Raw genomic sequence first — 13,505 nt, 5'->3', positions numbered from 1 at the left:
AGGAGCGCCACGGGATGAGGGCTGTGCGGTGAGCTGGAGTGCGGATGTCCCCTGGGATCCCGACGACCTCGAGCCGCCCGACGAGTTCGAGTACGAGCCCCCGTCGGTCGAAGACCGCGAGCGCGAATTCATCGCCCGGGAGCCGGCCCGACCCTCGTCCTCCAAGTATTCGAGCGCGAGCGACGCGCTGCACACGGTGTTCGGTTACGACAGCTTCCGCGGCGACCAGGCCGAGATCATCCAGCAGGTGGTGGATGGCGGAGACGCCCTTGTGCTCATGCCCACCGGCGGAGGCAAGTCGCTCTGCTACCAGATCCCCGCTCTCGTGCGGGAGGGCACCGGCGTGGTCATCTCGCCGCTCATCGCCCTCATGCAGGACCAGGTGGATGCGCTGTCCGCGGTCGGCGTGCGCACCGCGTTCCTCAACTCGACCCAGGATCAGGCCCAACGGATGGGGGTGGAGCACGCGCTCCTCAACGGCGAGCTCGACCTGCTCTATCTCGCGCCGGAGCGCCTGCGCGTAGCGGCGACCGCCGACCTGCTCGACCGGGCCTCCATCTCCCTCTTCGCCATCGACGAGGCGCACTGTGTCTCGCAGTGGGGCCACGACTTCCGCCCCGACTACCTGCAGCTCTCGATGCTGCACGAGCGCTGGCCGAACGTGCCGCGTATCGCCCTCACCGCGACCGCGACCGAGCAGACCCACCTCGAGATCCAGAAGCGGCTGCAGCTGAGCGATGCCCGCCACTTCGTCGCAAGCTTCGACCGCCCCAACATCCAGTACCGGATCTCGGCCAAGAATGCGCCCCAGCAGCAGTTGCTCGAACTGCTGCGCAGTGAACACCCCGGAGATGCCGGCATCGTGTACTGCCTCTCCCGCGCCTCCGTCGAGAAGACCGCGGACTTCCTGGTGCAGAACGGCATCGCGGCGCTGCCGTATCACGCGGGTCTCGACTCGCGGCTGAGGGCCGCCAACCAGTCCCGGTTCCTTCGCGAAGACGGCATCGTCATGGTCGCCACCATCGCCTTCGGCATGGGGATCGACAAGCCCGATGTGCGTTTCGTGGCGCACCTCGACCTGCCCAAGTCGGTGGAGGGCTACTACCAGGAGACCGGTCGTGCCGGTCGCGATGGACTGCCATCCACAGCCTGGCTCGCTTACGGGCTGCAGGATGTGATGCAGCAGCGCCGCATGATCGACGGCTCAGAGGGTGACGCCGAGCACCGCCGTCGCCTCGGGCTGCACCTCGACGCGATGCTCGCGCTCTGCGAGACCGTTCAGTGTCGGCGCGTGCAGCTGCTCGGGTACTTCGGCGAGACCTCCACCGCCTGTGGCAACTGCGACAACTGCCTTGCGCCCCCCGAGTCGTGGGACGGAACCGTGCTGGCGCAGAAGTTGCTCTCTACGATCGTGAGACTGCAGCGCGAGCGCAACCAGAAGTTCGGGGCCGGGCAGATCGTCGACATCCTTCTCGGCCGCACCACCGCTCGCATCACCCAGAACGATCACGCCTCGTTGTCGACCTTCGGGATCGGAACCGAACTCTCGGACCAGGAGTGGAGGGGCGTCGTGCGCCAGCTGCTCGCCCAGGGCCTCCTCGCCGTCCAGGGGGAGTACGGCACCCTCGTCGTGACGGAAGCCAGTGCGTCGGTGCTCGGTGGTGCGCGTCCGGTGATGCTGCGCCGGGAACCGGAGCGTGCGGCTCGTCCGACCAAATCCCGTCGCGGCCCGGTTGTCGAGCTGCCGGCCGGAGCGGCGCCCCTGTTCGAGCGCCTCCGCGCGTGGAGGGCCGCGGAGTCGAAGGAGCAGGGAGTTCCGGCCTACGTGATCTTCCACGATGCGACCCTGCGCGAGATCGCCACGGGCACCCCGACGACCCTCGCCGAGCTCGGCACCATGAGTGGGGTCGGAGAGAACAAGTTGGCCAAGTACGGCGAGGCGATCCTCGAGGTGCTCGCGGACTGAGCGTCGTGCCGGATGTGGCGCCGGCATCGCCTGCCGGACCGACCTCCCCCACGACGTACCTCCGATCGGGCCGATTCCCCTGACGGGCTGCACCGCTCGCCGGGCTGACTCGCCCCAGTCTCAGTTGTGCGGTCCGGGATGACACCAGGCCGACCATCCATTCGTCCGGTCGTCCGGTCATCCGGTCGTCCAGTCGTCTGATCGACCAGTCGTCCGCGACCTCTGCCAGCCGCGCAGTGCCGTCGGCCGCGAGTTGCACCATGTGGTGGCTTCCCGCACGCAGCATCCCGCAAATGGATGCAACTCGCACGTTTGTGAGCGTGCGGTCGGCTGCGAGCCGAGCCGGCGACTCCGCCGAGCCCGCCGACTCCTCCGAGCCGCCGATCCTCAGCCGACTGGCTCGCTTAACCGCCGGCTACTGCTGCCGCTCGCGTCGCTACCGCGACTGCCCCGCGCCGCTATCGCGACTGCCGGTTCCTATATGGGCGGGGTTCGCCCTTAACGATCGGCGCGCGGCCGGTGCCCTTCGAGGCCTTCGCCTTCCCGCCGGCCGGGGCCGGGGGAGCGGGCGGGCGTTTGTCGAATTCCGCGAGTTCGATCCGGGCGTGGTCGAGCAATGCCACTCCGGCACCGGTGAGAGTCGTCGACTCCTGGCGACGATCGAAGAGGTCGGAACCCACCTGGGCCTCGAGGGCGCGGATCGAAGAGTCGAGTTTCGCCCGCGAGATGCCCAGCGAATCGGCGGCTCGCACGAAGTGCAACTCCTCGGCGACGGCGACGAAATGTCGCAGGTGGGTGATCTTCACGCGCAGCTCCTCGATTCCCGCCCAGCGCGACGGATGCCTTCAGGGTACGCGGATGCCACCCCGCCCGATGGAGTACGGGCTGCGCTCGAGGATCTGCTCAGACGCTCTGTCGTCAGGAGACGGAGCCGGTGGGCTCCTTCACGATCTCGTTGCCCGTCGGGACGTGCCTCGTCTGACCCGTGCCCCGGAAAAGCGAGGTTCGCGTCTCGAGGGCAGCCACAGCAGTCGTGAAGGTCACGAAAAGCAGCCACCCGAAGACGTACCCAGCGAGGATGTCCGTGAGCCAGTGCAGCGACAGGTACCCGCGAGTGAAGCCTTCGATGGCGGCGAAGGTGCCAAGGCCGATCCACAGTCCGGCTCGCCACTGGCGACTGACGGTGCCGATCAGGAGGATCACGAGCACGATGATCACTCCGTAATCCGCAAGCATTCGGCTCACTCCGCCCGACGGGAAGGTGCCCGCGTTGGCGACGGGTGGAAGATCGCGTGCGAGCAGGCGAGCAAGAAGCAACTGGCCCTCGTGCTGTACGAAAAAGGTGACCGTGATGGCCACCAGCGGTATCCACCAGCGCTGGCGATAGGCGAAGCAGAGGATGAGAGCGGCAATCACGCAGATCAGGTCGACCGTCGATCTGTCCCCGAGGGAGGTGACGTAGGTATTGAACTTGGTGAAGGCGGATCCGGGTACGACGAGGCCATGCGTCCAGGTGAATACCGGCAGATCCAGCCCCTGTTGCAGAGCCTTTGCGACTACGCCGATAGGGATCAAAACGAGGATGCTCACCACTGAGCCGACCGCCGAAGTCACGACGAATGCAGTCACAGAGCCCAGTCGCAGTGCCAGGCTCTGTCCCCAGCGGAGGGGCCCGCCCCATCGCTCAGGAATGAACCGGTGCAGTGCGATTCCAGCGCCGAGAGTCGCGACTAGCAACGCAACGAGGATCAGGGCTAAGGGAGCCATCCGGTACATCCAGTTCGGGCTAGAAGAAACCAGCAAGAGTGCTAAAACTAAGCCCAAGCGAGCGCTATCGCAAGCACCGTTGCATGGTCGTGCATCAAGAGAGGAACTCCGCCCAGTTCCGACCGTGTCGTCGTGACACCTCGATTGCAGAAGGCAGCACCGTAGGCTCGATGCATGCGCAGTTTCTATCCCGAAATCGAACCCTACGAGTCCGGGATGCTTGATGTGGGAGACGGGCAGAGTATCTACTGGGAGACCTCGGGAAATCCGAATGGAAAACCGGCTGTATTCCTGCACGGTGGGCCGGGCGGCGAGTCGCACCCCAATCACCGGCGACTGTTCGATCCGGAGAGATACCGAATCGTTCTGCTCGACCAGCGCGGATCGGGGAGCAGCCTCCCGCACGCGAGCGATGCCGGCATCGACCTCAGTACCAACACCACCTGGCACCTCGTGGATGACCTCGAGCTGCTTCGCCAATTCCTGCGGATCGATCGCTGGCTGGTCTTCGGCGGTTCCTGGGGCAGCACGCTCGCGCTCGCCTACGCGGAGACACATCCCGGACACGTGACCGAGCTCGTCCTGCGGGGGATCTTCACGTTGCGCAAGTCCGAGCTGGACTGGTTCTACGAGGGGGGCGCGGAGTCCGTCTTTCCGGATGCGTGGGAGGGTTTCCTCGCCCCCGTGCCGATCGACGAGCGCAACGCGCTCATCCAGGCATATCACCGCCTATTGAACGATCCCGACCCCGCCGTTCACGGACCAGCCGCAGTCGCCTGGTCGGTCTGGGAGGCATCCACAATCACACTGCTGCCCCGTCCCGATGTCGTATCGACATTCGCCGATCCGCATTACGCACTCGCGTTCGCACGAATTGAAAACCATTATTTCGTCAACCGTGGCTTCTTCGACGACGGGCAACTCATCCGGGATGCGAGCGCGCTCGTGGACATTCCCGGCGCGATCATTCAGGGACGATACGACATCTGTACGCCCGCTGTCACGGCGTGGGATCTGCATCGCGCCTGGCCGGAGGCAGAGTTCGTGATGGTGCCGGATGCCGGTCACGCGTTCGATGAGCCGGGTATTCTCGACGCGCTCATAGAGGCGACGGACCGCTTCGCCGGTTAGCTCGCAGTGAGCAGGCGCAGGATGTCGTCCACGTTGCGATCAAGTGCGTCCACGCTGGTATCGATGACGATATCGGCATCGGTCGGTGCTTCGTAGGGTGAGTCGATCCCGGTGAAGTCGGAAATCTCGCCCGCACGTGCACGGGCGTAGAGGCCCTTGCGGTCTCGCGCTTCGCAGACCTCGAGCGGAGTCGCGACGAAGACGAGCACAAATCGACCGACCTCCTCGGCCATCTCCCGGATCTCACGCCGGGTCGAGGCGAAGGGCGCGATAGGTGCGCAGATTGCGATCCCCCCGACTCTGGAGACTGTCGCCGCGACCCACCCGATACGACGAAGGTTCTCTTCTCGGTCGGCGGCAGTGAAGCCCAAACCGGGCGAGAGGGCCCGCCTAACATCGTCACCGTCGAGCATGACCGACCGTAGGCTAGCGGCGGCGAGTCGTTCGGCCACTGCCCTGGCGACTGTCGACTTTCCCGATCCCGATAGCCCGGTGAACAAGACAACACATCCATCGGGCGCTGGCGCGACTACCAGCGGGCGAGCGCTGTCGGCCCGGAAGTCCAAGATCTCGTCTGCCTCGAGTTGCGACAGGACGGTTCCAAGCAGGTCGTCGACGTCCATTTCTGCGGTGAGAGAGGCCAATGGCGTAAATCGCACGAGAGAACCCGGGAGCTGTTCCGCACAGGCGAGCAGCTCCTCCACAGTGCCGGCGGCGCTGTAGTCAGAGTGCGCCGAGTTCCAGGTCGTGGCGAGCCACAGTACCGGGCGCCCCGCCGCCCGGCGGATGAGCTCGGCGACCGATTCGGCGCGAGGGCTGCCGGCAAACACACCGACGACGGATGCGCGATCCCTCAGAGCGAGCCGCAACTGACGCGCGGGACCATGCTCCGCTCGTTTCAACTCGGTGAGAGTTCCGGCAAGGTATGCGACGTCGTCCTTGTGGGCGATCGCCGTCACGGGAAGGAAGGCGAGGGGCGTTGCATCCGGATCCAGCAGCACCAATCCTCCGGCTTCTGCTGCGGATCGGGCGAGATCCGCACTGACCGTCAGATGCGACTCGAATTGCCAGTCTTGGGGTTTGGCGCCCGGCAGGCAATACCCGTCGAGCGGGGCGAGGAGCCCACTGAGCACGAGTCCCAGCGCATCGAGGCGCGGGCCGGTGAGCGCAAGGCTCGGATAAACGGCGGTCGGAGTGGTCACTCGGCGTGCCCTCCAGCCTTCGGGGCACCGTCGACGTGGTCGGAGTCCCTCTTTGCTCGGCGATACTCGCGCATTTCGGCTGACGCGAGGGCGGGAAATCCGTGGTACCGACGAATCTGCATCCAGGTGATCGGCGCGGCGATAAGCACGACCCCGAGCACGATCCCCGTGAGGGGTGTGCTGAGACCGAGAAGTTTGAGCGCTGAGGCGAGGAGCACAAACGCGAGTGCCCGACGAATGAAACCTCCCGGCAGCCGGGACGACAATTGTGCTCCGATGAACGCTCCCGGAACGCTACCGATCAACAGCGGCAGTGTGATGCCGAGCTGAAGGTCGCCAAAGAGTGCATGGCCGATGGCCGCGGAAGCGACCAGCGGAACGGCCTGCGCGAGATCGGTACCCACGAGTTGGCTTGCCTTGAGGCCCGTGTACATGACCATGAGCCCGATGATGATGAGGGAGCCTGATCCGACGGAGGTCATTCCGACGATCAGGCCGCCCGCTGCTCCGAGGATGATCGTCGGCACTACCTTCACGACCACTTCTGGTCGCTCCTGCGGCAGCGGTTCGCCTTTGCCATCCCTCGAGCGGGCGCGTTCGATAAGACGCATATAGGCGCGGACGGTGAGCAGCATGGCGGTCAGCAGAAGGGCGCAACCCAAAGCGATCTTGAGCGTATTCTGCACGGCTTCGCCGTCACCGAATGCCTTAAGGATAAGTACCCCACAAAAGGCCGCTGGAACGGAGCCGATGCAGAGGAAGAGCACGAGGCGCATGTTCACCGTCTTACGACGGAGATGAACGATCGCTCCGACGGGCTTCATGACTGCGCTTGCCACGAGGTCGCTCGAAATGGCCGCAAGCGGGGGCACTCCGAAGAACAACACCAGCATCGGGGTCATGAGGGCACCCCCGCCCATGCCGGTGAGTCCGACGACAATTCCCACGCCGAACGCACCGAAGATGAGCCCGAGATCCATCTCGCGATTCTCGCATATCGCCAGTGGCCAGCGGTTTGCGGGAGAGGGTGGCGCGAATGCCGACTATGCCGGTAAAGTCGACCAAGTTAGTCGACTTTACCCGAGGAGCCGAACGCATGTCACGACCCAAGAAGACCAGCTACACCCTTTCCCTTGGCCGCCGAATGTCGATCACGATGATCGCCGCAGCACTCGTCTTGGTGCTCGGAGCATGTTCGTCGTCGTCGACTCGTGCGTCGGCGAACGCGGCGGTCGCGATGCCCTCCGAGCTGAGGTTCGGATATTTCCCCAACTTCACTCATGCCGTGGGGATCATCGCGCTCGAGAAGGGCTATCTCACCAAGCGGCTCGGCAAGAGGGTGAAAATCACGCCCGTCATCTTCAACGCCGGCCCGGCAGCCATCGAAGGCTTATTCGGCAACGCCGTCGATGTGACCCTCGTCGGTCCGAACCCGACCATTACCGGCTATACCCAAAGCGCTGGCGCCGCACTCAGGGTCATTGCGGGAGGCGCCTCCGGCGGTGCAGGTTTGGTGGTCCGGGCTGACATCGACTCTGTTGCAGACCTCAAAGGCAAAACGATCGCAACACCCCAGCTGGGCAACACCCAGGACGTCGCACTCCGCTACTTCCTGAAGACGAAGGGCCTGTCCACGACGACAGAGGGTGGTGGCGATGTGCATGTCATGCCGCAGGACAACGCGACGGCGCTCGCGGGGTTCACCGCAGGAACGATCGATGGAGCCTGGGTACCGGAGCCCTGGGTCAGCCGGATGGTGGCCGAGGGCGGTGGCAAGGAATTGGTGAACGAGAAGAGCCTCTGGAAGGGTGGCAAATTCGTCGTCACCAACACCATCGCCTCCACCGCATTCCTGCAGAAATATCCGCCGGCGATCTCGGCCGTCGTCGAGGCTGAGCTCGACGCGACCGCCTTCATCAAGGCACATCCGGCCGACGCGAAGTCGCTGGTCAATAGCTACATCAAGTCGGTGACAGGGAGTTCGATTGACCCGAAGTATCTCGACAGTGCATGGAGCCAGGTGGACTTCACGATCGACCCGTTGCCGTCCACGCTGCTGAAATCAGCTGCCCACGCGCACTCGGTAGGACTCCTCGACTCCGTCAGCCTCGCGGGGCTGTACGACCTGAAGGCACTGAATGCTGCGTTAGTAAAACGGGGCGAGGGGAAAGTGAGCGCACCATGAATATTGCGGAGTTTGGCGAACCATCGCTGACTGCCCAGAAGAGTGCGGCCATCCGCATCGACGGGCTCACCAAACGGTTCGGGCGGCGCGGGCAGCAGGCCACCGCACTCAGTGACGTTTCGATCACCGTCAAAGAGCACGAATTCCTCTGCATCGTGGGTCGATCCGGGTGTGGAAAAAGCACGATGCTGAATGTCATCGCCGATTTGGAGACGCCGACAGATGGCACCGTCGATGTCGGCGGTCGCAAGGTAGGGATGATGTTCCAGGATGCCAATCTGTTTCCGTGGCTGACCGTTGCCGGCAACATCGACCTCGCGCTGAAGCTCTCAGGAGTGTCCTCCGAGGTGCGACCGGACCGGATCCGGGAACTGCTCGACATTGTGCAGCTGCCACATGTTGCCCGCAAACGGCCCCACGAACTTTCCGGCGGCATGCGGCAACGCGTCGCCCTCGCCCGAAGCCTTGCGCAAGACTGCGACATCCTGCTGATGGACGAGCCTTTCGCGGCGCTCGACGCGATCACCCGCGACGCGATGCACGAACAGACGGAGCGGATCTGGGCAGAGCGCTCGCTCACCGTCGTGTTCGTCACCCACAACGTGCGCGAGGCCGCGCGACTGGCCGACCGTATCGTCGTCTTCAAGCCGAATCCGGGGCGGGTCGGCTCAGAAAGCCTGATCACCATTCCTCGCCCGAGGAGGATGGAGGATCCGCGCGTCGCCGGGGCCGCCGCGATGCTCCACGACCTGCTTCACACACAGGAGGCGACAGATGACTGACGAACTGGTCAGGCAAGAAGCACGCCCACCCTTCACAGAACGTCGAGCGGATGTCGGGGTCGGGGCAGGTGCGCGGCTCTGGCCCCGTATCTGGCCGCCGATCGTTGCCGTCGTCATCGTCCTCGTGATCTGGCAGATAGTCGTGGCGATGGGCTGGCGCCCGGTGTACGTCCTCCCGGCGCCGGCGACTGTAGGCGGTGCCCTGAGTGGAATGTTGGCCGATCCGAAGTTCTGGAGCGCTCTGGGAACGACAATCACCAGGGCGCTCATCGGCTTCGGCATCTCGGTGCTCGTCGGCTCGCTCATCGGCTTGGCGGTCTCGCGTTCCCGCATCCTCAGATCGGCCATCGGATCCCTGATCACGGGCCTCCAGACCATGCCATCGATAGCTTGGTTCCCGTTCGCCATCCTGTTGTTCGGGTTGAGCGAGCAGGCGATCACCTTCGTCATCGTGCTCGGCGCGGCGCCATCGATCGCCAACGGCGTTGTGTCGGGCGTCGACGACGTCTCCCCCCAGCTTCAACGGGTCGCTCACGTACTGGGCGCGCAAGGATTGCGCATGTATCGCTATGTAATGATCCCGGCCGCCCTCCCGTCCTATCTCGCCGGCCTCAAACAGGGGTGGGCATTCGCTTGGCGCAGTCTGATGGCGGGTGAACTGCTTGTCATCATCGCCGCTCGTCCGTCGCTCGGCGCCAACCTGCAGTTCTATCGAGAATTCGCCAACGCCCCTGGACTATTGGCGATCATGATCGTGATCCTGGTCATCGGCGTGGTTGTCGACTCCATCTTCAGTCGGATCGCGAGCGGGGTCAGAGCGCGTCGTGGCATGGGCATTGTGCGCCTATAAACTCGTGACCGCAGGCATCGCCTGCAAACGGGAAGGGGCAGCCGTGCAGGTGAGCGCCAGGGTCGACTATGCGATGAGGGCCGTGGTTCAGATTGCCCGGCGGCCGGATTCTGTCACTACCAAGCGTGAACTCTCCGAGCTCCAGGACATCCCGCCACGCTTCCTGGAGAACATATTGCTGCAACTCGTGCGATCCAACCTGCTCGCGGTCACCCGAGGATCGCTCGGCGGGTATTCGCTGGCACGGGAACCGGCTTCCATCACCGTCGCGGACGTCGTTCGGGCGATTGACGGACCTCTCGCCGGGGTTCGCGGGGCGCCTCCCGAGCAACTGGAATACCCCGAGTCCTCCAAACAGGTTCAAGCCATCTGGGTTGCCTTGCGGTCAAGCATGCGCAGTGTCCTTGAAGACACCACGGTCGATGCGCTCGTCACGGGAGACCTGCCTGCGGCAGTTGCCGAGCTCCTGCGCCAGCCGGGAGCGTGGACGCGTCGGTGACGGCGGCGTAGCCCACACTGGGGTAGTCGCCCTCGGCTTATCCGTGGCACAGTGGAACGAACTCGCTCTCGACGAGAGGAAGATTTGTCGATTTCAACAATAACCTCCGACATCGCTCTCGCAACTGACTTGGCTCGCAGAGCAGGGGAGCTGCTCCTCTCCATCCAATCATCCGCGCGATCTGACGAGATTGGCACGCCCGGTCTTAAAGCCAGAGGCGATGCCGCAGCGCAGGCGTACCTCGACTCGCGCCTTCGGGCCGAGCGGGCCGGCGACGCCATCCTGTCTGAAGAAGCGAAGGACAGTTCGGCGCGCCTGGGGGCCGACCGGGTATGGATCATCGATCCGCTGGATGGAACCCGCGAGTTCTCCGAAGGGCGACCCGACTGGGCTGTGCATGTGGCGCTGTGGCAAGAGGGTGAGCTCTCCGATGGCGCCGTCGCACTGCCGGGGTTGCGAACAGTACTGTCCAGCTCGGATATCCCTTCCCCGCGCACCAGGAGCGCTCGACTCCGGCTCGCCGTCTCGCGCAGTAGGCCTCCCGCGCTCGTCGAGTACTTGATCGAGCACCTGGATGCCGAAGTAGTCGCCATGGGATCGGCCGGCTATAAGACCAGCGCCGTCGTGCGTGGCGAGGTCGATGCCTACATTCACGCCGGGGGCCAGTACGAATGGGACTCGGCCGCGCCGGTCGTCGTGGCTCGAGCGGCGGGGCTATTCACGAGCAGAATCGACGGGTCGGCTCTCCGATACAATCAGCCAAACCCCTATCTGCCGGACATCGTCGTCTGCACTCCCGACATCGCAGACCTCCTGCTTGCCGCAATCGGCAATTACCCGAAGGAAGGTGCCCGTGACTGAATTCAACGACAGTCCGCGCTATGGCCTCAGCCAACTCGACTACCTCGAGTCTGAGGCGATTTTCATCATCCGCGAGGTCGCGGCGGAGAACGAGCATCCCGCGATGTTGTTTTCGGGGGGTAAAGACTCCATAGTCATGCTTCACCTCGCCGTAAAAGCATTCGCGCCCGGCCCTGTGCCGTTCCCTCTTGTGCATGTCGACACCGGCCATAACTTCGCAGAAGTGCTGGAGTTCCGCGATCGAAGGGTCGCAGAACTCGGCATCGGTCTCGTCGTGGGGTCGGTACAGGATGCGATTGACTCCGGTCAGGTTCGCGAACCGCCGGGCGGTTCCCGCAACCGGATCCAGACACCGGTTCTTCTGCAGACAGCCGAAGCGAACGGTTTCACCGCCCTCATGGGAGGGGCGCGTCGTGACGAGGAGAAGGCGCGCGCCAAGGAAAGGGTCTTCTCATTCCGGGACGAGTTCGGCCAGTGGGATCCGAAAGACCAGCGACCCGAGCTGTGGTCTCTTTACAACACTCGGATTAACCAAGGGGAGAGCATTCGTGTCTTCCCGATCTCGAACTGGACAGAGTTGGACATCTGGGAGTACATCGCCCGGGAGCGGATCGAAGTTCCTTCCATCTATTACGCTCACGAGCGAGAAGTCTTCGTGCGTAATGCGATGCTGTTCGCGGTCGACCGGCACCTGCAGCCCCGTGATGGGGAAGAGGTCTTCACGGCGCGTGTGCGATATCGTACCGTCGGCGACGCGACCCTCACCGCGGCGGTCGAATCCGAGGCGGATACTCCGGAGAAGGTCGCCATCGAAGTTGCGGCGTCCCGTATCACCGAACGAGGAGCGACTCGCGGAGACGACAAGGTCAGCGAGGCGGCGATGGAAGACCGGAAAAAAGAGGGCTACTTCTAATGGACATCCTGCGTTTTGCGACTGCTGGATCGGTGGACGATGGCAAGAGCACGCTGATCGGTCGTCTGCTCTACGACTCGAAGTCGGTATTTGAAGATCAGCTGGAAGCGGTCGAGCGCACCAGCCGTCAGCGTGGTGACGATTACACCGATCTCGCACTCCTGACCGACGGGCTGCGCGCCGAACGGGAACAGGGCATCACTATCGATGTGGCCTACCGTTATTTCGCGACTCCACGCCGCAAGTTCATCATCGCTGACACTCCTGGCCACACCCAGTACACCCGCAACATGGTGACCGGAGCGTCGACCGCTGACCTGGCGATCATTCTGGTCGACGCGCGTAAGGGACTGCTGGAACAGAGCCGCCGCCACGCGACAATCGTCTCGCTCCTCCGTGTGCCGCACATCGTGCTCGCCATCAACAAGATGGATCTGGTCGATTGGTCTCAAGGGGTCTACGAATCCATTCGAAGTGAATTCCTCGAGTTCGCTGCTCGACTGGATTTCAGCGACGTCACAGTGATCCCCCTGTCGGCTCTCGCCGGCGACAATGTGGTCAGCCGCTCCGAGCACATGCCGTGGTACGAGGGTGCTTCGCTGCTCCACCACCTCGAGCACGTTTACATCGCTAGCGACCGTAACCTCACCGACGCGCGATTTCCGGTTCAATACGTTATCCGTCCACAGAACGGCCGTGGTGACTACCGTGCGTTCGCCGGTCAGGTCGTTGGTGGGGTGATGAAGCCGGGCGACGAGGTGATCGTGCTCCCCAGCGGTCTTCCCACACGCATCCGGGCCATTGACACAGCTGATGGCGAAGTGGCGGAGGCCTACCCGCCGATGTCGGTGACCGTGCGACTTGAGGACGAGGTGGATGTCTCCCGCGGTGACATGATCTGCCGCCCGCACAACCAGCCCAACGTCACCCAAGACATCGACGCGATGATCTGCTGGATGGACGATCTACCGCTTCGACCGGGTCAGAAGTACGCGATCAAGCACACGACGCGCACTTCGCGTGCCCTTGTCAAAGAGGTGCAGTACGAGCTCGACGTCAATTCGCTCCATCGAAACCAGGGCGTCGATTCCCTCGGTATCAACTCGATCGGTCGGGTTCGGCTCCGCACGACGCAGCCGATTCTCGCGGACCCGTATCGAAGGAATAGGATGACTGGCGCATTCATCCTTATCGACGAGGTAACCAACCGTACGGTCGGCGCCGGCGTGATAAATGAAACGTAAGCAACGATGGTAGAAAGCACTGACCGGGGGCTGAAAGCTTCCATCAAGCGGGCCGGAAGCGGTGCCTTCAGAATCTACGGGTCAGCTACGTCTGGGAGTCGGCCG

13 protein-coding genes are annotated in these 13,505 nt (G+C 63.8%); 9 read left to right on the top strand and 4 right to left on the bottom strand.

Annotated features, from left to right (window positions below):
• The first annotated feature begins 28 nt into the window (after positions 1-28).
• Positions 29-1,966, top strand: a complete 1,938-nt coding sequence (gene recQ / locus F1C58_RS15030) for a DNA helicase RecQ (protein ID WP_219731989.1) — start codon at positions 29-31, stop codon at positions 1,964-1,966.
• A 458-nt stretch (positions 1,967-2,424) separates the two neighbouring features.
• Here the strand turns inward: recQ and F1C58_RS15025 are convergent, their stop codons facing one another.
• Complete coding sequence (locus F1C58_RS15025; RefSeq protein ID WP_185201848.1) at positions 2,425-2,772, bottom strand: LysR family transcriptional regulator; 348 nt, start codon at positions 2,770-2,772, stop codon at positions 2,425-2,427.
• A gap of 112 nt (positions 2,773-2,884) precedes the next feature.
• Entirely contained in the window at positions 2,885-3,595 is a 711-nt protein-coding gene (locus F1C58_RS15020) for a hypothetical protein (RefSeq protein ID WP_185201847.1), read from the bottom strand.
• 312 nt (positions 3,596-3,907) lie between these two features.
• On the opposite strand from F1C58_RS15020, the gene pip reads away from it, so the two are divergent.
• On the top strand, positions 3,908-4,864 hold the full coding sequence (pip, locus tag F1C58_RS15015) for a prolyl aminopeptidase (protein WP_185201846.1): 957 nt from the start codon (positions 3,908-3,910) through the stop codon (positions 4,862-4,864).
• Here pip and cysC read toward each other — a convergent pair.
• Both cysC and F1C58_RS15005 read right to left on the bottom strand, forming a co-directional pair.
• Positions 4,861-6,066 carry an adenylyl-sulfate kinase gene (cysC, locus tag F1C58_RS17015; RefSeq protein WP_255461149.1) on the bottom strand — a complete coding sequence of 402 codons (1,206 nt, stop codon included), beginning with the start codon at positions 6,064-6,066 and terminating at the stop codon, positions 4,861-4,863. The genes pip and cysC overlap by 4 nt on opposite strands.
• Positions 6,063-7,046: a sulfite exporter TauE/SafE family protein gene (locus F1C58_RS15005; protein WP_185201845.1), complete on the bottom strand. Its 984-nt coding sequence runs from the start codon at positions 7,044-7,046 to the stop codon at positions 6,063-6,065. Before F1C58_RS15005 ends, cysC begins: the two co-directional genes overlap by 4 nt.
• A gap of 116 nt (positions 7,047-7,162) precedes the next feature.
• Here F1C58_RS15005 and F1C58_RS15000 point away from each other — a divergent pair, with 116 nt between their 5' ends.
• From F1C58_RS15000 to cysN, 7 genes are all read left to right on the top strand, one after another.
• Positions 7,163-8,251, top strand: coding sequence for an aliphatic sulfonate ABC transporter substrate-binding protein (locus F1C58_RS15000; RefSeq protein ID WP_185201844.1), 1,089 nt, complete (start codon positions 7,163-7,165; stop codon positions 8,249-8,251).
• Positions 8,248-9,033 carry an ABC transporter ATP-binding protein gene (locus tag F1C58_RS14995; protein ID WP_185201843.1) on the top strand — a complete coding sequence of 262 codons (786 nt, stop codon included), beginning with the start codon at positions 8,248-8,250 and terminating at the stop codon, positions 9,031-9,033. The genes F1C58_RS15000 and F1C58_RS14995 overlap by 4 nt, the downstream gene beginning before the upstream one ends.
• Entirely contained in the window at positions 9,026-9,883 is an 858-nt protein-coding gene (locus tag F1C58_RS14990; RefSeq protein WP_185201842.1) for an ABC transporter permease, read from the top strand. Before F1C58_RS14995 ends, F1C58_RS14990 begins: the two co-directional genes overlap by 8 nt.
• A gap of 4 nt (positions 9,884-9,887) precedes the next feature.
• Positions 9,888-10,382: an Rrf2 family transcriptional regulator gene (locus F1C58_RS14985; protein ID WP_255461148.1), complete on the top strand. Its 495-nt coding sequence runs from the start codon at positions 9,888-9,890 to the stop codon at positions 10,380-10,382.
• A 129-nt stretch (positions 10,383-10,511) separates the two neighbouring features.
• Positions 10,512-11,243 carry a 3'(2'),5'-bisphosphate nucleotidase CysQ gene (locus F1C58_RS14980; RefSeq protein WP_370543671.1) on the top strand — a complete coding sequence of 244 codons (732 nt, stop codon included), beginning with the start codon at positions 10,512-10,514 and terminating at the stop codon, positions 11,241-11,243.
• Positions 11,230-12,156: a sulfate adenylyltransferase subunit CysD gene (gene cysD / locus F1C58_RS14975; protein ID WP_219732084.1), complete on the top strand. Its 927-nt coding sequence runs from the start codon at positions 11,230-11,232 to the stop codon at positions 12,154-12,156. Before F1C58_RS14980 ends, cysD begins: the two co-directional genes overlap by 14 nt.
• Positions 12,156-13,400 carry a sulfate adenylyltransferase subunit CysN gene (gene cysN, locus F1C58_RS14970; RefSeq protein WP_185201840.1) on the top strand — a complete coding sequence of 415 codons (1,245 nt, stop codon included), beginning with the start codon at positions 12,156-12,158 and terminating at the stop codon, positions 13,398-13,400. The genes cysD and cysN overlap by 1 nt, the downstream gene beginning before the upstream one ends.
• The last annotated feature ends 105 nt before the right edge of the window (positions 13,401-13,505 follow it).

The organism is Glaciihabitans sp. INWT7 (genome assembly GCF_014217685.1).
In the GTDB taxonomy this organism is placed as follows: Bacteria; Actinomycetota; Actinomycetes; order Actinomycetales; family Microbacteriaceae; genus Lacisediminihabitans.
The sequence above is the reverse complement of the archived record's forward strand: the minus strand, read 5'-3'. Positions and strand labels throughout refer to the sequence as shown.